This window comes from Bradyrhizobium sp. B039 (genome assembly GCF_038965675.1).
GTDB classification, from domain to species: Bacteria; Pseudomonadota; Alphaproteobacteria; order Rhizobiales; family Xanthobacteraceae; genus Bradyrhizobium; species Bradyrhizobium diazoefficiens.
Genome location: NZ_CP152416.1, coordinates 7434775 through 7456832 on the forward strand (window position 1 = coordinate 7434775; position 22058 = coordinate 7456832).

13 protein-coding genes and 2 pseudogenes are annotated in these 22058 nt (G+C 58.0%); 5 read left to right on the top strand and 10 right to left on the bottom strand.

Features of this window, described 5'->3' with window-relative positions:
• Positions 1–87: 87 nt before the first annotated feature.
• The 4 genes and pseudogenes from AAFG50_RS35315 to AAFG50_RS35330 form a co-directional block, all read right to left on the bottom strand.
• Positions 88–1133: pseudogene (locus tag AAFG50_RS35315) on the bottom strand (IS110 family transposase).
• An 89-nt stretch (positions 1134–1222) separates the two neighbouring features.
• Positions 1223–2327 (bottom strand): annotated as a pseudogene (locus AAFG50_RS35320) (IS3 family transposase).
• A 176-nt stretch (positions 2328–2503) separates the two neighbouring features.
• Positions 2504–3748 (bottom strand): group II intron reverse transcriptase/maturase, encoded by a 1245-nt coding sequence (ltrA, locus tag AAFG50_RS35325; protein WP_014497798.1) that lies wholly within the window; start codon positions 3746–3748, stop codon positions 2504–2506.
• 1508 nt (positions 3749–5256) lie between these two features.
• The gene (locus tag AAFG50_RS35330) at positions 5257–5490 is read right to left on the bottom strand and encodes a hypothetical protein (protein ID WP_014497799.1); all 234 of its coding nucleotides are present in this window, start codon (positions 5488–5490) and stop codon (positions 5257–5259) included.
• Positions 5491–6686: 1196 nt separating this feature from the next.
• On the opposite strand from AAFG50_RS35330, the gene trpD reads away from it, so the two are divergent.
• The 5 genes from trpD to AAFG50_RS35355 all read left to right on the top strand — a co-directional run bounded on the left by trpD (position 6687) and on the right by AAFG50_RS35355 (position 12298).
• Positions 6687–7700, top strand: coding sequence for an anthranilate phosphoribosyltransferase (trpD, locus tag AAFG50_RS35335; RefSeq protein WP_028175834.1), 1014 nt, complete (start codon positions 6687–6689; stop codon positions 7698–7700).
• 239 nt (positions 7701–7939) lie between these two features.
• Complete coding sequence (locus AAFG50_RS35340) at positions 7940–8125, top strand: hypothetical protein (protein ID WP_014497801.1); 186 nt, start codon at positions 7940–7942, stop codon at positions 8123–8125.
• 872 nt (positions 8126–8997) lie between these two features.
• Complete coding sequence (locus AAFG50_RS35345; protein ID WP_131234242.1) at positions 8998–9258, top strand: hypothetical protein; 261 nt, start codon at positions 8998–9000, stop codon at positions 9256–9258.
• Between the two features lie 792 nt (positions 9259–10050).
• The gene (locus tag AAFG50_RS35350; RefSeq protein ID WP_018647485.1) at positions 10051–11361 is read left to right on the top strand and encodes a peptide ligase PGM1-related protein; all 1311 of its coding nucleotides are present in this window, start codon (positions 10051–10053) and stop codon (positions 11359–11361) included.
• A 469-nt stretch (positions 11362–11830) separates the two neighbouring features.
• Entirely contained in the window at positions 11831–12298 is a 468-nt protein-coding gene (locus tag AAFG50_RS35355) for a hypothetical protein (RefSeq protein WP_018647484.1), read from the top strand.
• A gap of 543 nt (positions 12299–12841) precedes the next feature.
• Here the strand turns inward: AAFG50_RS35355 and AAFG50_RS35360 are convergent.
• The 6 genes from AAFG50_RS35360 to AAFG50_RS35385 form a co-directional block, all read right to left on the bottom strand.
• Entirely contained in the window at positions 12842–13519 is a 678-nt protein-coding gene (locus AAFG50_RS35360) for a 2OG-Fe(II) oxygenase (protein WP_014497804.1), read from the bottom strand.
• Entirely contained in the window at positions 13504–14655 is a 1152-nt protein-coding gene (locus AAFG50_RS35365) for a GFA family protein (RefSeq protein ID WP_014497805.1), read from the bottom strand. Before AAFG50_RS35365 ends, AAFG50_RS35360 begins: the two co-directional genes overlap by 16 nt.
• Positions 14656–15866: 1211 nt before the next feature.
• A complete protein-coding gene (locus AAFG50_RS35370) occupies positions 15867–16733 on the bottom strand; it encodes an electron transfer flavoprotein subunit beta/FixA family protein (protein ID WP_011084835.1) in 867 nt (288 codons plus the stop codon).
• A gap of 517 nt (positions 16734–17250) precedes the next feature.
• Positions 17251–19068, bottom strand: coding sequence for a nif-specific transcriptional activator NifA (nifA, locus tag AAFG50_RS35375; protein WP_011084834.1), 1818 nt, complete (start codon positions 19066–19068; stop codon positions 17251–17253).
• A gap of 183 nt (positions 19069–19251) precedes the next feature.
• On the bottom strand, positions 19252–20088 hold the full coding sequence (locus tag AAFG50_RS35380) for an SDR family oxidoreductase (RefSeq protein WP_018646999.1): 837 nt from the start codon (positions 20086–20088) through the stop codon (positions 19252–19254).
• 728 nt (positions 20089–20816) lie between these two features.
• The gene (locus tag AAFG50_RS35385; protein WP_011084832.1) at positions 20817–21929 is read right to left on the bottom strand and encodes a nodulation protein NodZ; all 1113 of its coding nucleotides are present in this window, start codon (positions 21927–21929) and stop codon (positions 20817–20819) included.
• Positions 21930–22058 lie beyond the last annotated feature (129 nt).

The following is a 22058-nucleotide window of genomic DNA, read 5'->3' on the forward strand; positions in this document are numbered from 1 at the left end:
TCGTTTCGGGATTTCGTCCCATGGGTTCATCGCCTGTTGTTGCACCTCGCCCTCTGCCGGCCTGCGCCGGTCAGATCGTTTTGGCGGTCACTGCGTCACCGCGGCAATCGCCAATGGGTCGGGACGCCGATAAATTTCACCCTTGTCCAGGAGCGCCCAGATGATCCGCGCCGTCTTATTGGCCTGCGCGACGGCGGCAACCTTGAAGGGGCGTCTGGCGAGAAGCGCCTTCAGCCACGGCCGCGCCCGAACGTCGTTTCGGACAAGCCGCAAGACGGCCGTTGCCCCGACAACGAGGATAGAGCGGAGTTCTGGATTTCCCATCTTCGATATTCGTCCCAACCGCTCTTTGCCTCCGCTTGAATGAGGCCGCGGCGTCAATCCCAGCCAGGCGGCAAAGTGGCGAGCCGACTTGAACCCGCCGGGATCCGGCACAAGCGCTTTGATGGTCGCCGCCGTAATGGCGCCGACGCCAGGGATCGTGGTCAACCGACGCATGTCCTTCGTCGTGCTTGGCCTCCGCGACGATTGCGCGCTCGAGCCTCTCGATCTGGTCGGCTGAAGCTTCAATCTCGTCGGCAATAGCCATCAGCGCGAAGCGCGCTGCTGCGGGCAGGCGTGCATCTGTCTCATCCCGTATGATTGCGACCAGCGCCTCAACCTTTGCCAGGCCGGCGGTGGCGATGATCCCCAATTCTGCCAGATGCGCGCGCAACGCGTTGACCGATTGCGTTCGCTGCCGCACTAGAAGAGCGCGGGGTCTTCAGCACCATCGCGGCAGCCTGTTGCTCAGCCGTCTTAATCGGCACGAAGCGCATGGTCTTTCGGGTCACCGCTTCGCTGATGGCCTCAGCGTCCGCCGAATCCGTCTTGCCACGCTTGACGAAGGGTTTGACATAAGCCGGCGGAATGAGCCGGACCTCATGACCGAGAGCTGCGATCTCGCGCGCCCAATAGTGGGCGCTACCGCATGCTTCCATCCCCACCAGGCATGCTGGCAGCTTCTCAAAGAAACGCAGAACTTCGCTGCGCCGTAGCTTCCGGTTGAACACGGGTGAGCCCTCGGCATCCGCCCCGTGAACCTGGAAAACGTGCTTGGCCAGATCCAGCCCGATGGTGATAACCTGTTTCACGGAACGGTCCCTCCTTTGTGGCGTTCGAACAACGACCACGTTCTAGCACTTTGATGCTGTTGGAGCGGGCCGTTCCACCACATCAAGTTTTATCCGGTCCTGAGTTCGCCCCGGCTGTTGGATTTGCTCGGTTGGGCGGTGGCAGCGGCGGGAGCTGGCGCGGAGCCATCGGCATAGCGCAGCGCCAGATCCCGTCGCGGGTTGCAGGTGAAGGCAAACTCCGATGGTGTTTTCCATCCGAGTTGCGAGTGAGGTCGCGTATCGTTGTAGTCGGCCCGCCAATGTCCGAGTTCGACGCGGGCCTGGGCCAGCGACGTGAACAGCGTCTCGTTCAACAATTCGTCTCGGAGACAGCCATTGAAGCTTTCGATGAAGGCATTCTGCGTCGGCTTGCGGGGCGCGATGTAATGCCAGTCGACACGGCTCTGGTCGGCCCATGTCAGGATGGCGTTGCTGGTCAATTCGATGCCGTTGTCGCTGACCACCATTTTGGGCTTGCCGCGCTCAATCATCAGCCGGTCCAGCTCCCGCGCCACACGGGTGCCGGAGAGTGAGGTGTCGGCCACCAACGCCAGGCATTCGCGCGTGCACTCGTCGACCACGGTCAGGATGCGGAAGCGGCGGCCATCGGTGAGCTGGTCCGAGACGAAGTCGAGCGACCAGCGGTCATTCGGCGCTATCGGCACCACCATCGGCGCCCTGGTCCCGAGCGCCCGCTTGCGGCCACCACGGCGACGGACCGCGAGCCTCTCTTCCCGGTAGAGCCGGAACAGTTTCTTGTGGTTGACCAGATAGCCCTCCCGCCTGAGCAGAACATGCAGGCGCCGATAGCCGAAGCGACGGCGCACCTCGGCAATCGCTCTCATGCGTTGGCGTAGGGCCGCGTCGTCCGCCCGGGTCGTCCGATATCTGATGGTCATGCGGCAACAGCCGATGGCTTTACACGCCCGCCGTTCGCTCATCCCGTGGGCGTCCACGATCGGCCAAAAGCCGCTTCAGCCGCGTGTTCTCATCCTCCAGCGTCCTCAGCCGCTTGGCCTCCGAGACCTCCATCCCGCCAAACTTGGCTTTCCATTTGTAGATGCTGGCATCGCTGACGCCGTGCTTCCGGCACAGATCGGCAACCGACACGCCAGCTTCGTACTCCTTCAAAATCCCGATGATCTGCTCTTCCGTAAAGCGGCTGCGCTTCATGCTCTGGTCCTCATATCGGCCAGAGCGAACTTCAATCTGGATTAAGTCCACGGGGCAAGGTCATACGGCATGACGCTCGCGAGGCGCTCACCTTTTGCTGTCGAGTAGGCCGAGGGAGTTTCACCCTCGGCCGCTCACAGATCCGGACGTGATACTCTCGCATCATCCGGCTCCTGTTATCCAACCGTAGCCCGTCCAAGCTTTTGCCAATGGACAAAGAGCTTTGGATTTTGCTTCGCCATCTCGTTGAGTTTCCGCAACGACCGTCCCCGATGGCCCTTCAGTTGCTTGTACTTGCACCGAAGCCACGCGCCGAGGCGCTCATCGAAGTACTCATAGAGCCTACGCAGTTCCGTCGGGTAGAATCGCCCGTAGTATTGATCCCAGCCCCGAAGGACGGGGCTGAGACTACGCGCGATGTCTTCAAGCGGAAGCGGCGAGTGCTGAGGCAAGCGCCATCCTCGAATGCGAGCCCTCATCTCCTTGAGAGAGTTCGGACTCACGCCCGGAAGGAAGCAGGTGAAGATCCTGCCCCACCGGTTCTTCGCCATACGGGGGCGGAAGCTAAAGCCCAGGAAGTCAAAATGGATCTGCGGGTAGGACCGCCGTCGATTGCTGTCAGCGCAGTAGACCACTTTAGTCTTCTCCGGATGCAGCAATAAATGGCAGTCAGCAAACCGTCGTTCCAGCGCCGATTTGAGTTCCTCCGCTTCCTGCCGCGTGCGGCAATGGCAGATGATGTCGTCGGCGTAGCGTTCGAACGGAATGTGGGGATAAGACCCCTTCATCCAAACATCGAACACGTAGTGCAGGAACAAGTTTGCCAGGATTGGACTGACCACACCCCCTTGAGACCTGCCTGTCGTCCTCGCCCGAACCGATCCATCGGGCATCTCGACCGGAGCCTTAAGCCACCGCTCAATGTAGAGCCGGATCCAGTCAGCTTTCGTGTGTCGATAGACCGCGCGCATCAAGAGTTCATGATCGATCGTGTCGAAAAAGCTCTTGATGTCGAGATCTACGACCCAGTCGTGCTGCCAGCACCGCTTACGCGCCTGCTCTATGGCCTGATGGGCCGATTTTCCGGGCCTGTAGCCGTAGGAGTCCGGATCAAATTCTCCATCCAACACCGGCTCCAGACACCGTTTGACCACCATCTGGGCGATACGGTCCGCGACCGTCGGTATGCCAAGAGGACGAATCCCACCGCCGGCCTTAGGAATCTCGACCCGCCGCACTGGTGGCGGGAAGTAACTTCCTGACACCAACCGATTCCACAGCCGGTAGCGGTGGTTCTCAAGATCGCCGGCAAAGTCTTCGAGACTCTGGCCATCGACGCCCGCCGCCTTTCCCTTCTTCACAAGCTTATAGGCTTCCCACACCATCCGCTTGGTGATGGGCAACGGTTTGCCGGAGTTCACCGTGCTCCTCCCGGTCTTCCCGGTTGGCGCAGTGACGCCGGCAGGATAACGCAACCCCTTTGCTCCACGGCCATTACAGCCGCTTCCTCACTATTACGGGTTGCTCCGCCCCTGACGCATTGCGTCAGGTTCCGACGTTCCGTGTTGAAGCCTGTGACGAGATCATGCCGCCTATGCACCGGCTGCCGCGTGGGCCGTAAACAGGCTCCGCCCACACTCCTCCGAGCGCTACTACCCCACGCCCGTCTTGACAGCATCTTGAACCCATTTCGATACGTCATCGGCGGTTCGCTTGCACTCATCTTCTTGTCACTTACCTGACGGTTTCATTCACCGCCTTTTTCCTCATCGCTCACCACCGCGCCTTTTGAACGCGGCAGCATGAGGTGGTTTGAAGCCTGCCCCTGAAGGCCGGCTCCGGGAGGCCAAACTCCCATCTTCAACACAGCATCACCGGCGTCGCCGCCGGTGTTCGTTGCACACGGTAATGCGGGTTTTGTTTCCGACAGGAATGTCGCGACTCCGACGTCGCGCAGCGGCTCCGTTTGACCAACCCATCAAATGAAAGGCGCTGCCGACAGTTCTACCTTCTGGCATGTAGCTTGCTGCGTGGGCCGAACGCGACCTTGCCGTTCCGAAGATACACGAGCAATCAATCGGCCGAGTGGTCGCGACGCAACGAACATCGTTTCTCCTACCGCCCTATGAAGAGAGGACTGCTAGCTTATGAGTGATAGGAGGCATGCAAAGCTTGGCATATTTCTGTTGGCCGGCGCTCAGCGCAATGAGACGTACATTCGCGCGCAACAAAGCCCCCAATGATCAAGCATTTCGGCGCCGATCGTCCCTCCTTGCAACCGCAGAGAAGGTGGAACTGGGAGCTCCTCGTCGCACTTCTCATAAATGCGGTGCTTTGGGCTGGAATCTACTTGGTCATCACAGCCTTCTTCTGACAGCCTCCCGTGCATGGCGACCGCGCGAGGCTTCTAGGGCCTATCGCATGCTGCAGCCGCCACGGCTGCGAATAACCTGATGCCGGCGCGCAATTCGCGCTGCGACCTGGATTTAGAGTGCGCTGTTCCGGCGACCGCAATAGGAATTCCGACGCATAACCCAGATGTCTGAAATGAAAGACACTGATATGCCGTTGCGGCCGCGGCTAAGTGCCAAAAATGACCAGTAGCAGCTCGACGTACCGCGCAGGTGGCATCCGGGCTTCCTCGTTAGGCGCAACGGATTGACTGCAAGTGAGAACTGGTACTCCGCATTACCGTTATGTGAAAGCTAGCTTTCGAGAAGCTGACGAAGCAAAGAGACCTGAAGGAACGTTGGGCAAGCGGCCGGCTCCGCCCTCACGTCCTATGGCATAGGACGGCCCGGCCGCCTCGCTCCTCGCTCCCGCAACGCTCGGAGCAGGCGGGATTGACTTGCTTGTTGAGCGATATCAGCCTCGCCCTTGGGTTGGGTATAGTTCAAAAGGCTGAAGCCTTGATTGGCCGTAGCAGCGCTTACAGCTCTTGCTCAGGCCACGTATCGTCCTCATTTTTGCGCATCCGCCACACGAGGGCGCGCTGCGCTAACTTGTCGTATTCGAAGGCAATCTTAAGCAACCTGTCTTTTGCTTTCCCGTCAACGAGCGCTGCCGCCTTCTTTCGCGTTGCTTGCGCGCGGCCTCGCCAGTGATCGGGTTGGTAGAGTTTGCTTTTCGGATTCATGCCGAGAGCATGCAATTCGTAGATCAAACAATTGCGACACCTACGCTCCGTATCATCACGTAGGAGCGACGCTCGTGGCTCGGCTGCCGAAGCGGTCGATCCCTAGTCCACAGCCCCCGACAGCTTTAGACCATCGGTCTTATGAAGAGACTTTGAATCGCATGCATCGTTAGATTGTACGAGTTGGGACAAGTGGGGATCACCACTGAGAGCCAGGGGATTCCTGACATCACGACATTTGCGAATGCTTCAAATATGTACGCTAGCCCAGGACGACGAAATAGAGAGCCTAACACCATCCGGTGCAGGCCTACCCCCGATTCATCGAATGTCATTCCCGGCGGATGACGGGCTCCGTACAATGAGAACCGCAAAGTAGAATAACGAGCTTGCCGACAGCCAGCTAAGCAGATCCGCAGCTTTCCGGTTGGCAGATGATGCGCTCCGCACACAGCAAGAACAAAACGTCACCCCACCCGAATTGAAGGAATGTTATGATTCAGAAACAACGAACTAAGTTGGCTTCGGACCTCGGACTTCGCTACGGCGCCATCGCTCTTGGCCTGGCAATGACAACGGTCATGCTCGCGCCAGCCAACGCGCTTGATCAAGCGCCGACCGCAGAGGAGAAAGAGGCCTGTATGGAAGACGTGTTACGCCTTTGTAGTAGTCATATACCAGATCGCTTTGCTATCACTGTCTGCCTCAGATCCAAGCAAGATCGCCTCAGTCAGCAATGCCGATACGTGATCTCCGGGCGGGACATCGGCAATCAGAGCAGCAGATCGAAGTGAAGGTGCTACGACTTGTCCGCCCGGCTCCTTACCAGAAGTCGTCCCAGCTCACGTGCAGCACATCGCACGAAGGTTAACCGGCGGCCCCCGCCACGGCGGCGCCGGAAGCCAAAAGCCTTGTGACCCTCCTAATATCGCCGGCAAGCAGGCTCGAGACGACGCTATTGTTCTGGTATCAAGCGACTGCAGTCCTCTGACCAGCCGCCGGCGTCCTATCTAGGGCACCATCGAATGGAGAGGGCTTGACCCTCACGTAGCGTCAGGTTGTAGCGTCGCCACAGATGCTCACGTTTCATCTGTCGGCCGCCTGTTGGACAAGTGCGGCATAGCGAGTGCGAATAGACAGGCAGCTGCAACAAGGCACTCGGCTGCAAAGACGTCTGGCTGAACGGTCGCAGCTCAGATTGGACAAGGGACGTGCACAGTTCGATGGAACCGCTCAAGTCGATCATCGCGAAAGTTGCCACGGGCGCCATACTGACGCGCGAGGAGGCTGCGTCAGCGTTCGACAGCATGATGTCGGGTGACGCAACTCCCTCGCAGATCGGTGGCTTGTTGATTGGGATGAGAGTCCGCGGCGAAACAGTCGAAGAAGTCACCGGCGCCGCGTCCGCAATGCGGAATTTAATGCCCAAGGTGGAAATGCAATGCGACCCCATCAATATCACTGGTGCGAGCGACGGGGCGATGCGTCCGCTCAACGTATCGACGTGCGCTTCCTTCATCGTCGCCGGGGCCGGCGTTCCTGTCGCCAAGTATGTTAACCGCGCTGCGACTTTGCGTTCAAGCACCGCAGACGTGTTGGCGAGTCTAGGCGTAAAGGTCGATCTCAAGCCTGATGCGATCGCACGTTGTGTGCACGAAGCCGGCATTGGCTTCATGTTTGCGTCAGCCGGCTATCCTGCGATGCAGCGCATCAGCCAGATCCGAAGCGTGCTTGGAACCCACACAATGTTCAATCTAATCGAGGCTTTGTCTAATCCGGCCGGCGTCAAGCGGCAGATCCTTGGAGTTTTCGCTCGCAAATGGGTGCAGCCATTGGCGTACGTCTTGAAGAACCTGGGTGCCGATTCGGTATGGGTTGTTCATGGCTCGGACGGGCTCGATGAAATATCCCTCGCCGGGACAAGCTTTGTTGCTGCGGTCGAGGCCGGTACAGTCCGCACGTTCGAAGTGACGCCGGAAGAAGCCGGGCTCCCCCGCTACCGCGCCGATGCGCTGGAGAGCTGTGATTGCGAGTCTCATGCCATTGCGTTAGAGAAAGTGCTCGACGGCCTCCCAGGCCCTTTTCGTGATGCCGCACTTTTGAACGCGGCGGCGGCACTGGTGGTGGCCGGTCGTGCCTCGAACCTACAGCAAGGCGTGGCACTTGGCCAAGAATCACTTGATCACGGCGCTGCAGCCGCCCGGCTGACTCGCTTGATTGCGGTTTCAAACGCCTAAAGCTGAGCTGGCTGAGGCTCGACTAATGCGATCAAGAGTGCAGCTTACGTGCGCAAGAATATTGCAGCTGCAAATGCGCGCCACTTCTGCGGAATTTGAGTGAGCGCCGCTGACGAAACAACTCGCGCTGAGCAGGTGTCCGACAGCCACCCCTTTGCCGACTAGAGGCTGTTCTCGGCCCGGTTGCTGAGGTGAGGACCCGCGGCGCAACGTGCGTTACGCGCCAAAGGAGACAATGGATGATGCCCTGGCAGAGGATGGAAACACTGGGAACGATCGCAACAATAGAACACATCATCCGGAAGTTTCGGGAATTGATCGATACAGATAGCTCCATCCCGCCAGAGCTGCGGCGTGCGCTGCACGATACCCTGGATGAGCATCTTTTCGAGGCAAAACGACGTGTTCTGCTGAGAGCGCATTAGGTGCGCCGTTGCCGCCTACATGCCGAGAGACTGGCAGGCCAGCGTGGCGCTTTACGCAAACGCCAAAAACACTTGCCAAGCTTGGCTTCGATATCTCGCCTTCTCAGACTGACCGCCGATGGTGATTCCCGCATACGCCCCCTGAGCAACTCCAAATTTCGCCGGAAGCGAGCGGCGACGTGCGTTGGGTACGCCGCCGACGCGTTCGCTGGATCTCTCCTCAATGGCCCTCATTAACTGGGGCTCGCCCCCCTCACGGCGGCGCTACATGTTCGCGATAGCCCCTTGGGGGACTGCTTGGGCCAGCATTACCTTGGTCACGTTTTCATAGGCCGCAAAAAAGGGGCTTGAATCTGACGTAACGTTAAATCGTACGCTCTCGGGCGTGGCACCTATCGTGTGAGGGACTGCGAATGCCTCAGCTGGTCATATCCGCTGACCGATGGCCGGTCATGCTCCTCATTGTCTATAGTCCCTCGCTCGGGAGGGCTGTGCAGCGAGTTCCGATCGCGGCGCCAGAGCTCGCACGTAGCTCTAAATGGTTCGGCATTTCTGATCCTGACAATATGGCCGCCGGCGGCCACTTCGCCACGGGAGCCGATAAGGTCAGAATTGATCGACGTGGAAGTCTATCGGAAGCGCTTAGGTGGCGCCCGCTTCCTGAAGCTGCTCGTCTCGCGCAGCAACGCACAAAACTCAGTTCGCCGAACCCGCCACCTTCAAGCTCCTTTCCGCACCTGGCAAGGCGTTTCGACCGTGCAAGGTTTGGCAGATGGTGAGCCCGCGCGGGTTTCGACGAGTGGCCCGCGCGGGCGACTCCGCGTGACCAGCGCGGCATCGGAAGAAATTGTTTGGCAGGCTGGAGCAGCAAGTTGAAAGACCGCGATGGCCTTAAGAAGGTCCTGTTAGTTCATCATGTTGAAGGCCAGTGCCGTTGCATCATCGATTTCAAAGATGGAGATATGAGAGCGGCCTATATGTGCGGCGAGCCTGTATATCAAAAACGCGGCAAGAAGACCTCTTCGTGGTGTGCCGATCATTACCGGAAGATGCACACCGCAGCTGAGCAGAGCGGAGTGATCGATCGATCGGCAGATTTCCCTCGAGCGATATCCATCGTTCGCACCCCATGACAGCCATTAAAAGAAGGCTTCCGCCAAGACCGTGTGAGCACAGCCTGTACAAGCGCCAGCCGAAGCATATGACCGGGGCCTCGTCAGGATTTGGGGGGCCGTTGCGGGTGGCGCAAACAGAATGCGCGGACCTGACACGCATGAATAGCAAGCTGAATTTTTCCACCCCGGCCGAGGGAAGCGCTACCTATACCTTTGACAAGACCGCGATTCATTTCGAACGGAAGCCGTCCAGCTATGTCATCCTCAATCGATACATTGAGCGGATCGCTCGCGCCTTGGAGAGCCATGAGAGGAGCCCGACTCGAGATCCCCAGCCTCGCCGGCGACAATGGACACTGCGAGGCCGATGGATCTATTCCGCTTCACCGCGGCAAAACAACTCTCGATTATTTCAAGCGAGAATATCTTTCCAGCAAGAATAGAGCGAGTGCTTACGGAACATCCAAATGTAGCCGAATGCTGGTCGGTCGAGCCGTTGCTCGATGGGAAGACGCACCCGCCGCTTATGTGACCAAGCGGCGGCGACTGCCGGATCGAGGCGCAAGCGCTGATCGCCCATGTTTGGTCAGAGCCCGTTTATCGGGCTCTGCGAGATCATTTCATACGCGGCCGAGCCATAAATTGAGATCGGCAGATTCGAGGCGGGCCGTTCTCTCCCGCTGCATCGCAGGTGACATCGAGATGGCGCAAATTCTCCCCTCTCCCAGAGCCTTGCCACGGCATGGCAACGACTTCGTGGTTGCCATGACGATCCCATCCTGATCACGACCAGATGTCCGGAGGTCGAGAATGCCGCGAATCCTGATTATGAATGCCGGTACGCCTCAGATGTCGGGCGCCCACCTAACAAAAGCTCAACTTTCGCTGGCCGCCAACTCGGCATTTCGTTCAGCGTGGTTTGCTCAGGAGGGCGACCTGATAGTCTCTCCGGTAGTGATCCCGGCCGATCTGTTATCCTTCATTGGCGGAACGCTCAATTTCCATTCATCGGCTCTTCGCCTGCTTGTACCTGCGAGCCGCCAATCGACAATCCTCGATGATTGTACGTTACTGTCCAAAACTGTTGTCGAGCGGCTCAAAAGACATATTCGCCAGAAATCAGACTGGCAATTGTATCCCTGCTACTCTACTGAAGGCGTCGCACGCTTGGCGGCCATTCTAGGCATACCGAAGACCGGTGACGACTTCGCTTTGCAGCGCGGGCCTGATCTGTTGAATCGCAAGAGCCACTTCCGTCAATTGGCAACAAGCGTTGCACTTCCGCTCCCCCATGGATCAGTCGCGACAGACCCAAATGGACTGTTCAAAGCCGTCACCTCCCTCAAATCCGAGACCGGCACGGTCATTGTAAAGTTGGATAATGGAGCTGGTGGAGTTGGAAACGTCATCCTGACCAGCAATAAGAGCGATCCGCTACCTGGAGCCAGAGATACTCGGTGGGTTTCGTGGCCGTCGTTTGATCCCGAAGCATTGTGGTCTGAGATGACAACAGCCTCGTGTAAGACGCTGGTCGTGGAATCGTACCACTTGGCCCGATCTTTATTCTATCTCGAGTATACAATCCAGGATGATGCATCAATCGCTTTTGTCAATAGTGGAAGCATACGTCTGCGTAAAAGCGCAGACCGATCCGAAAGAGCTCTGATCCGGACGGGACTTGAGCTTCCAAGCGACTTGGAGGAAGAGCAATTGTTAGCTGCCCAGGCCCATGCCTACCGTTTTGTGGCACTCGCGCGAGACCTGGGGTATCGCGGAATGATCAACATCGACGCCATTTTCGCACAAGACGGGCGGTTGCTGTTCAATGAAGCGAACGGCCGCTGGGGTGGCGGCTCGGTGTTACACGACATTGCCGTCCGGCTGCTAGGCGTCGACTATTTCGGCTGTAACGTTATTTTATCTGTGAGAAATGTGCGATCAGCATCCTTCCGGGCGGCGCATGATCGTCTCGTCAAGGATGGACTTATATTCGACCACACACGTAAGGAGGGCGTGATCCCGCTTGCTGCCGATGAAAAGGCTGGCACTGTGGAGTGCGTTGTGATTGCGCCGAACAGGCCCGCGGCCCACGATCAGCAACACCGACTATTGAAGTCGTAGCAAACATCGTCAGCCGCTCAATTCATCGCTTCGAAGCCTGGGATACACCATCGCGCACCGGGAACGCGCGCCTCCCTTCCTTCACGTGGCGACGAAGGTGCCCCAATCACCGAGCAAGCTTTGGTCGGACGATGAATGGTGGCCCTATGAGAGTGCTCTTGTTCGTCCCGGACGAGACCAGCGGTGCGCCGAAGCTTGTACAGCGACGAGCGTCATGGCGTAAGGCTGCCAGCGCAGTTGCCGACCCCAAAAGCTAATCGCATTGCACGTCCTGCTTGGCCGATTTGCGACGCCTACGTTGAAACTCGACAATACGATGCGCGATTGCACTCGCTGGCTTGGGTTTATGCGAGTTTCACTATGAAATAAGCGGCCCCAAAAGACCGCACTTTGCCGGCACGTAAATTGCTGCATAGGAGCAGGAGTTGCCGCAAAGAACGCGGCCGCAGCAGCTATCTTCGGAGCCCCAATGAGGCTGATCCGATTGATCTTGTTCGACTTGGCTTTGATTCTGCTTGCATCTGGAGTTGCAAAAGCCATGAATGTGGCCGCTGGCGCAAGTTCCGCATTTGTCAGGCAGACTGCTCTGCGCGAGGTGGCACCGAGCTCCAAGCATGGTGGTCCCTACTACAGCCAAACGCCGCTCGTTCCCGGGCAGCCGCCGGACAACCCCGGTCGGGACCAGCTGGCTGACAATTCCGCGGGGATGCAACCCAGCTTTGGATGTGTGGTCCGTGAGTCCCGACGCCCGACTAGCTATATCTTCGATAGCACTGAGAGGCTCAATCTCCCGCCCCGTGTGATGCCGTCGATCTGCAATCCTATCGCCTCGCCTCTCAGCCTCCTACCTGCGGGCAGCGGAATGGTCATCATGGCCTTTGCGACCACTCTCCTCGTGATTGTGGTGATTGTGGTGGAAATATTCGGCCCATTGTAACGGCGTGAGGCCCCAACCGCTCCCCTTTCGGCGCCCGCGATACAGCTCGGCATGAGCGGATCCGTGGAGGAGGAACGATGGCAAATACCATGCTCGAGCCAGTAGCAAGGTGATCGTCGCGTCGAGGTGATCACTGGGATCGTCGCCGACGATGGACGGGCGAGGAAAAGGCCCGGATCGGGGCGCAGAGCTTGGAGTAACAATGACACGACCAAAGCGATCACTTCATCGCCACAGCCAAGCCCTAGATCCACAGGCTTGTGCTGGCCTGCCTGCTGGATCATCTCGCCAAGCGCGTCCACGAACTCACGCCCGGAATTGGTAACCTCAGAACGTCGCTCATGCCCCATGAGCGAGGTCGGCCATCCGCTCAAGACGCCCAACTAGGGGCCGTCACCGGACGCGTACGATCAATGTAAGCCATCGCTTGCGACCAGACTCGTGTCGGACCTCACGAAGGACCCGCAAGATGGGAAAGCCATCAATTCCCCGGAGAGCTCGCTCAGCCCACGATTTGCAGAGACCCATATCAGGCGCGGCACGCTAGGGCCGAGCGTTAGAACCCTCGATGATCCGGCGGTTCACGCCGCTGCGTTTTGAACAGAAGTATACGAGGGATCGGCGCTCCCCGCTTGATACCGGCTTTACCTCATGCCGGACCTTACAGGTTGTGACAAGCACAGCGCCAAATGGCGGCCGGAATACGTGTTGTTCGTACCCGGTTGGATATACCACGAATTCACCGCCGTCGAAGTCTCTCGCTAGCTGCACAATCACCGAGTACTCGAAATCCGGATCACTCGCCGCATCCAAATGAATGCCGATAAAGGACCCCGGCGGCATACGATGCATCTGGCATCGGCGAACCACGTAATCTGCGGATGCTCCGAAGATCTTTCTTAGCGCGAAGCTGCGATCTCTACTTTCGAGCAGCTCCATGATCTGACCCGAAGCAGTACCACTCACGTTGCTAGGCGCGTGGCCGGGCGGGTCTACCCTCACGCGCTGGACAAAGACGCTGTGCAAGTCGCCCGCATCTCCCTCCCGCACTTCTTCTTCCGGAATCTCAGCCTGCAGCTGATCGATCCTGGCTATGTCGTCTTGAGTGAATAACATTTGCGGGGCGATTACGACGGACCCCTTTACTAGCAGCTCAATCCGGTACTTTGTCAGGACTTCTTCTGAAAGAAGACAGGATTTATCTTTCATTGCGCGCGCCATTCGAGCTCACTCCTTTGATCTTCGAAGCATGACTCCGGGTCCTGCTGCATTGACAGGAATGCTTGCTCCCAATGCGCGCCATCGAACTCAGATATTCTTAAGTGCTCGATGGTCTTTCTATCCAGACATCGGATATTTACGCTGTACCCGGAGGGATTCGACCTCGGCCTATAGAATGGCTTTACGCCACAAAGCCGGCAAAACGTGTGCCGCGCAATATTCTTGTTGAACTGGTATGTCGTGAGGAACTCTTCGCCGCACTCGATGCGCAGCTTATCGCCAGGTACGAGCAAGTGGACAAATCCAGACATTTGACAAATTGAGCAATTGCATCGAACTGCAGAGAGCTCTCGAGGTGCATTGACGTAGAATTTGATAGCGCCGCAATGACAACGGCCATGATGTTGCATCTCGGAGTGATCATCTCCCGTACGCGCCGCCGTTCCGAGCAGATCGCGACACCACTGGACGCTGAGCCGATAGGCTCGGCCGAATTCATTCAAAAAGCGATCATTAAGGCCAGGCTGCACAAGTTCACCAATCAGCCGGCCTGTCATTTCTCCGTGGTACTTCTCCGCGGGATCTTCTCCGCCGACATGGCCGCGAAAATACTCAAGATCGTCCGGCCGCGCCTTGAAGGTTTTGACCAGAGTGGTCCACAGCGACTGGATCATGTCTGCAGCATGGAGCTCAAAGGCGACCATGTAGGCGCAACGAACCAGGGGGTCTTTCGATGACAATCCGGCATAGAGAGAATGCAGGTACTGCTTCGTCCTGTCGCTATAGTTGGGCCTTATCGCTCTGCCGAGTAGTCGTGCAGCATCCTTTCTCAAGAGGTTGGAGTGAAAGTTTTCTGTCAAAAGAATATCGGGCAACGCCGCCTTGCCGCCCCGGAGAATCCCGCCATGGCCACCGGTCTCATCCCAGCAGATAAAATTCGCGACCACGCTGGTCAGTTCAATGTCCCTCCCAATGTCCCGATTTTGATGCATTGCATCGAATATGAGGTCCCTTTGCGACCCTGCCTGCAGGTACGGGAACGCCTGTGACATCGCTAGGTATTCAGGCAGCAGGCTGGCGACCTGGTCTCCGGACATCTGGGAGGCGAACGGATGCGGGCCGAACAAGGCTCGCACTCGCTCAGTCAAGTACTCGCAGGATAACTTCGGAGGCTGATCCGGTGCAAATCGAGACGCTTGAGATATCATTTGACTCCCTGCAGATGAGAAGCGAAACGGTCCTTGACGAAGCTACCTTCATGTCCGGGCCGACTATTGACCGCGCTGAGTTCATTGGCTTCAAAGGGCCTAATGTTGCGTTCACCTTTCACGCAAACTTTCGTCGTTCTCCTGGCCACGGCAGATTGCGGTCTTCTCTGTCCTGGTCATGCGCATCGAAGGGACTTCGTTCATTGAGGGAGCGGCGAGGATCCGGTTGGCTTCCAGTCCAGCAGCAATCCGATGCCGCAATGGCAGCCACGGCGAGCATGCGCGCGGAGAATCGTCTTGGATACTTCGCCGCGCATGCCATTCTGATGCTAATGCCGCATGCGCGAATGACACGCCTAGTCGCGCGGTGCAGCTTTGGCTGCCTGAGCAAATGAATGAAGCCCTCGCGGTTGCTGCTGCCGCCATTTCATCGAACCGCTGTCAACTTGGTACAGCATTGTAAAATCCAATTCGTGCCTACCGACCTCACAGGGCCTCAGGTCGTTCGTGGCATGCCGCTCGCCTGTTCTTCGCATTCGCGGTTACCCCCTCTTAATTTTTACTGGCTAACAGCAACCATCATGCCAACTCTTGAATTTGCTCCGTCAGATTCCGAAGAAGCTGGTATAACACTTGTGACCTATCCTCATAGCAAGTGCATAGCACTTGAGAGGCTGCGCACCGCCGTCAGGAACGAAACAGCGGCTGTTCACATACACACGGCTGCTGAATTGGCGGATTGCTTCAAAGGCGCCGCATAGGTTGGCTTTGCTCCTTAAAGCCAGCGACAGGGCTTTGGACGTGCAGACGGCAGCGCTAGCATGGTGACCCGGGTTGCTGACGTATTCCGTCTTTGCTCGCGACCGGTACGGAGGACGCAATGGTCTTCCACGGTCGAACACGACAAAACGGAAGATCTGAAATATGCGCAGGCCTGTTTGGCCGTGCCCCGGCAATCCTGGGCGGCTCCGGACTCGATCGTAGCGATAACGTGCTCTACGGAACATGCGGCCTCAGCCGATGGCGAGATCGACGGATGGCATAGCAAACTCTTATGGTAGCTTACCGCGTTGCACAACGACATGTTGCGCTCTCATCGACTCGGGTGCGAGCGTTGATACATTTCTTGGAGCGCGTTGCTAACATTGCCCGGACAGTCCAGATCGGGCGTCACGAGCAAGTGTCGCCAGATCGGTTTCGAGCTTCGGTTGATTCAAGAAGATTGCGTCTATTAGCGCCTGCGCCGGCTGCTCGGCGGACTCAACCAGCGCCGCCCTCTCGGCCCGCGCAGGGGGAGCGAACACACGTTTGACGACAGTCGGCGAGCCCTTGAGCCCACATTTGGAGATGTCTTCGACACCTGCATCTTGCGCGCTCCATTTCACGATTTTGGCTCGCGCGGCACGCAAGGCATCCGCCATCGCGCCTCGCCGAATCTGATTCGTCGCCTCAAGCATGGTGATGAGGCAGGGCAACCTAGTGTGCAGAACCTGCACACCGCCTTCCGAGCGCCGCTCCGCTTCAATTGTTTCATTGGCGACGTCCACGGATCTGACCTTCGCAACGTAAGTTAGCTGCCCTACGCCCAGTCGCTTCGCGATGCCAGGACCAACCTGCGCTGTATCGCCGTCGATGGTCTGCTTTCCCGTGAAGATGAGGTTTGCCGGACCATATTCCTTGCCAATTTTCCGGATCGCTGTTGCAAGCGCATACGTAGTGGCCAGCGTATCCGAGCCCGCAAAGCAGCGATCAGTAAGTAGGACGGCGCGATCAGCACCATAAGTCAGCGCCTTTCGCAACGACTCCTCTGCCGATGGCGGCCCCATGGTAAGCACGGTAATTTCGCCACCGAACCGATCGCGCAGCCCCAGCGCGGCCTCGAGCGCGAATAGGTCATACGGGTTGATGATGGTCGGCACTCCCTGACGCATGATTGTATTGGTCACGGGGTGCACGCGGATCTGCGCCGAGTCCGGAACTTGCTTGATGCAGACAATATTATGCAAGGTGTTGCTCCTAAAGTTACGTCAGTTGGGAAGAGAACAGCAAGTCTTGTACCATCCCCGCCGCTTGGGACCGCTCGCTGTCACAAGGCTTAACACCGGGTAGTGCGCCCTCTCTACCCCGCGCTTCCTGAAAGGGATGCCGGCACAAAGCAGGCTCGGACAGCGCTGTTTCGCAGCACCACGCTGGCAAGTGGCGGCGGGACTGCTTGCGGATTGACTGCCGCTAATCCCCTGCAGGCCCGGACCGGTCGAGGGTCATTAAGCATTGCGTTCGCCAATCCGGCTTGATTGAGATAAGGATGATAGCTCTTTGCATTTCGAGCAACCGGCGGTTCGCGATTGTGCGACTCGCAAGTGAGGCTCTCCGCCCCATCTGTCGCTGAATAGTTGAGCCCTTCTCGGGGTCGTGGCAAGCCGACGCCCCCGGCGGTCCATTCCCCTCAGATTGCTAGATTAACTACGCGGACCGTCTTCACTTATCGATTTGGCGGAATCAGTCCAGGCCGATGCGGGGCGCTCAGAACCGCTTTATCTCGATTCCGTATTTCCTCAGCGCGTAGCCGACTTGGCGCGGGGTTAGCCCGAGTAGGCGCGCTGCCTTGGCCTGCACCCAGCCAGACTTTTCCATAGCCGCAACGACCCGCTCGCGATCAGCCATTCTCGCACCACTAACGAGAACTGTGCCGGAAGGTGCCAATGAGCCCGGTTCGCAGACAGCCTGCGGCGGAGGGGCCGTTTCAGCCAGCGGGATGATGGACTTTGCAGGCACCGGTTGCATCGGTGCCGCCGGGTCTGTCTTGCCATACGATGTGCTTTTCCAAAGCGTCGTGGAAAGGCATTGGCCTTGGCTGCATGCAAAGTCACTTCTTACAATCGATGTTCCGGCACTGAGTGTCGCGGTCCGCTCGATGCAGTTCTCGAGTTCGCGGACATTTCCCGGAAATTTACAGCTCATCAGTACATCGATCGCACTCGCCTCCAGAGTAAGAGAGCGGCCGTTCTCGCTGTTAAACTTTCTGAGGAACTCTCTTGCGAGCAGCGGAATATCACTGCGTCTTTCGCGAAGCGGCGGCAACAACAAGGGAACTACGCTAATACGATAGTAGAGGTCCGCGCGGAATTCGCTCCTTGCCACAGCCTCTTCAAGGTTCCTGTTGGTCGCAGCTATCACCCGAACATCGACTTTAATCGTGTGATTGCTGCCGACGCGCTCGAACTCCTGCTCTTGCAGAACTCGCAGCAACTTCGCCTGGAACGGAGGTGAGATCTCTCCGATCTCGTCAAGAAATAGCGTCCCTTTGTCAGCAAGCTCGAAGCGCCCCTTGCGGGCGCTGACAGCACCGGTAAAGGCACCTTTCTCATGGCCAAACAATTCCGATTCCAGGACCGTCTCGGGGAGCGCCGCGCAATTCAGCTTAACGAACGGCCGCTTAGCACGAACGGACGACTCGTGAATGGCCTTGGCTACCAGCTCCTTCCCGGTACCGGATTCGCCACGCAGCAGAACCGTGCTGTTTGATCTGGCTACAACGACAATCTTCTCAAGCAGTGCGCTCAGCGCCGGGCTGTCGCCAATGATCCCGTGTGCCTGAAGCTGCTTGCGCTCGCGAGCGGGCGGCCCACGATCAACTGTCTGTTTCTCTAGCCGGTCCTTGTCCACCAACGATTGTTCGCGATCGCCGGCGAACAAGCGATGTAACTTGATCGTTTGTCCTATCACGTTCGCGACCATGGCGAGCAGCCGCGCATCGTACTCGAGAAGACTTGAACTGCCTTCCGGGATACGGTCGATCGTCAGCGTACCAACGACCGTCGAATCAACGCGAATCGGGACCCCGATGAACGCTACCGGTATACTATCAGAGGCGCCGAGAACCTCCCGGTCGGCAGCGCTGAAGGCCGTCTCGGCGGCTACATTCTCGACCATAAGAGACCTGCCTGTCGCTACGATCTCGTGGATTGCTTTCTGCGGCACGCACGTCCGGTAACGTTCGTCAGTGCCTTCGCTCCAGCCGGCGCCAACTGTAAGTTCTGGAACGCCGTCATCGTTGAACAGCGAGACGAGGCCGTGTCGCATCTGCACAAACGATTGCAGAAGACCGAGAACGTTGGCCAAGGTGACTTCGAGCCGGCCGGGAGCATTTAGTATTTTCGATATTTCGTAGATGCCGGCCAGCGCGCTCTCATGCGACGGCTCCCCCGGGGGGGCACGCTCCGGTTCCGGCTGCGAGGCAGGTCTTTCGCTCGAGGAGGGGATATGCAGCATAAGCCTGTCTCCGTTTCCTTGATCATCCTCCCTGGACCCATGTCCGGATTGGCGAGGTTCGTTTTGCATGTCACTCTCGATCTAGCGCCAAGTGTTGACGAGATGACATCGAACCGTGACACTTTTTCATGGCACGACAGTAAACTTGCCGTGTGCCTTCGATTCATTTTCTGTTGATTGTATGCGCGTGGTCAGCGGAGAACGTGAGTCCGTTGGGAAGCTCAAGTCAGCTTCGCCGCCGGGCCGGCCGCTTCACAGATGCTGGCCACCGTTGATCGGCACCTCGGCACCCGTAACATAGCTCGCCGCATCCGAGCATAGGAAGAAGATGACCTTGGCCACTTCGTCCGGAGTACCCACTCTGCGCAGCGGGATACTTGCCACGACGCGCGCTTCCGCGTCGGGCGACAGCATGTCGGTCCTGATTTCGCCGGGCGCGATCGCATTGACGCGAATGCCATGCGGCGCATAGTCGTGGGCCAATTCGCGTGTGAGGCTCGCAAGCGCAGCTTTCGAGGTCGCATAGGCGCTACCGGCGAATGGGTGCACCCGCGAGCCCGCGATTGAAGTCACATTCACGATCGATCCTGACGCGGCTCTTAGCTCATCAAACAAACCCTGCGCCAGCAGGATCGGAGCCACCAGATTAAGATGAAAGACCCTCATCCAGGTATCGGTTGAGGTGGTCAACGATGTCATCCGATCGCCTGTGGGCGTTTTCGGCGACACACCCGCATTATTCACCAGCGCGTGCAAGGGCGCACCGGCCAAGCGTTTCTTAACCTCGGTGATTGCGCGCGGCAGCATTCGATGATCGCCGAGGTCGACCTGGAAATGATCGTCATTCCCAGCCTCCCAGGGGCATCGCTCGCCGTCGAACGGTTGGCGTGCGCAAGAAATGATGCGCCAGCCTGCCTCCGAGAATAGCTTGGCAGTGGCATGGCCAATTCCGCGCGATGCGCCGGTGAGTAACATCACCTTCAGTTCTCCACGATCAACGCGCGCATTAACGGCGTCAACGAGGCGATCCAAATGTGCTTCGGGCAGCGGACCTCGGATCAGATTGTCATTTGGCAGATCGAGACCCACGGCCGCCTCCTCTACTTTTGCGCCCGCGCACGCGTAGCAGGATTTGCGTCACTGCGATGTACGTAAATGCGCTTCCGTTTTGCGTCCTAATGTCGCGCACGCGGAATGCTTGGCGCATTCAAGACAGCGGAGGTGAGCTTTCTGACAGCGATGGTGACTCTGCTACGTAAGTTCGCGAGCACTCGCCCGCTTCATGAAAGGGCTACCCAGCCCGCGTTCGCTTTCACGATCGCACAACCGTACGAGCCTGCGGCTGGCCGGCGCCTCTCGTCGAAGTCGAAAAATGCCCGGGGATAACGGCCACGGCCATTAGCCGCCCCAACATAAAACTGATGTACCAAGCTTGCACGTTAGATTCGTCGGCGGCCACTTTTGATCTATCGCGCCATGCTCTGAGCGGCACTGGATTTCGCGGCGCTAGTTCCAAGCATGAGCTGGCGAGCTGAAATGTTCATCCGTGATTGAGCGTTGTTTAGCTTCCGTCTGCGGCCCGCCCGAAGCGAAGACGAAGGCGTGCTCCTTCTGTAAAACGCAGCGGCACTTTAGGGCCGTTGTTGTCGAAGCCGCGCCTTAGCCGAACGCATTCGGCCGCGGCTTCGTTCTCTTCGCCCCTGGAACGTTGCGGCAATGACAGCCCGCGGGCCAGAAAATCGTCGCCCGGAGAAGAACTTCCACGGCTATCGGACGTAAAGAGCGGCGGTGAGATCGATCACGCGGGTTTGCGACTTTCACGAAGCCATAAGCGCTTGCGAGTTGTCTTCAATCAGGATCAACCGGCCCGGATCGTTCAAATCGAATTCTATAACGCGTGGGGCGAAAAGACGCGCATAGCGCGTAAAAGCGCTCGTTGGCGGAAAACGGATCACCGTGTCGCAGCGGGCAAGGAGATACATCTCGGTGAGGGCAGAAAAGCCGCCTTCAGCTCCGAGGGCGGGATGGTGCAATGGGCCCGCTTGAGGCGCCTGGAACTGCTTTGGAATCGCGAAGACATCGGGAAATTTAACCGAAACCTGCTCGAGGACGAGCGCACTGTCCGTGCACAGGAACGCCCTCACAGGTTTTGCGTGGGATAAACTCCTGGCCTCATCAATGGCATTGTAGATCTGCCGCAAGGCGCGCTCCGTGTCCGCCCAGTAAGGGGCATGCCCCATAATATCTTCGCCATTGCCATGCCGGACATGAATGCCGATTACGCTGTACGGCTCAAAGTGCTCGCGGTAGATAGCATCAATCCGGGCCTGAATTTCAGGCCGCGGCTTAATACTCCGGAAGATTTCGCGTTCCGCTTCCTGATCGCAGCGCCACATCAGGCAGGCATCACACACAACCGTGTTAGCGTCACTATCTCTCTGACTTTGGAACAGTTGATCGAGTTGATCGCGTTCCCTGAAAATCTGCTCGTCCGGTCGATAGATGCAATCGAAAGATGGCTTGTTCCACCATGTTGGAAAGAATGGTCCTGGAAACGAACGCGTATTGATGTCGTCATCGCAAATTACTCGCACTCCGCCAATGTCTTCAACCGGTTCGAAGAAGACTGGAAAGGCATTGGTGAATGGTTCATCAAGATAACAAGATCCCCGCCAATCAATGGCTAGCGTCCGTCCTGTCTGCTTTGCAAATCGCCAGGCTGCCGCGAGTGACCACAGACAGTCGCCAAACCCCGTACGTCGCCGGGACACTACGAACCGATCATTGCTCGAACCGCTAACCATCTGCCTTGCCTTTTCGCGCGCTCCTGGTTGGACAAGAGACGTCAGTACAGACGTCTCGCGTATCTTCTCGCCCGGCGTCACGGCCTGAAATCGCGGTGCCGGCGAGCTGCATCGGTAGAACTTCATAGCAGGGCTATCCGTGACGGGCCGCGTTCTCTCAATACGATCGTCCTTTCTTCAACGGTGTTGCATCGACCTGCCCGAAGCCCGATGCCCGATGCCCCGCTCTGCATCGGATGGCCTGGTCCCCTCACA

Bases quoted from the DNA above. Each gene is read 5' to 3' on its own strand.
- AAFG50_RS35340 (WP_014497801.1), top strand. From the start codon at position 7,940: ATGATGCCCTGGCAGAGGATGGAAACACTGGGAACGATCGCAACAATA.
- AAFG50_RS35355 (WP_018647484.1), top strand. From the start codon at position 11,831: ATGAGGCTGATCCGATTGATCTTGTTCGACTTGGCTTTGATTCTGCTT.
- nifA (WP_011084834.1), bottom strand. From the start codon at position 19,068: ATGCAAAACGAACCTCGCCAATCCGGACATGGGTCCAGGGAGGATGAT.
- AAFG50_RS35360 (WP_014497804.1), bottom strand. From the start codon at position 13,519: ATGGCGCGCGCAATGAAAGATAAATCCTGTCTTCTTTCAGAAGAAGTC.
- AAFG50_RS35385 (WP_011084832.1), bottom strand. From the start codon at position 21,929: ATGAAGTTCTACCGATGCAGCTCGCCGGCACCGCGATTTCAGGCCGTG.
- trpD (WP_028175834.1), top strand. From the start codon at position 6,687: ATGGAACCGCTCAAGTCGATCATCGCGAAAGTTGCCACGGGCGCCATA.
- AAFG50_RS35350 (WP_018647485.1), top strand. From the start codon at position 10,051: ATGCCGCGAATCCTGATTATGAATGCCGGTACGCCTCAGATGTCGGGC.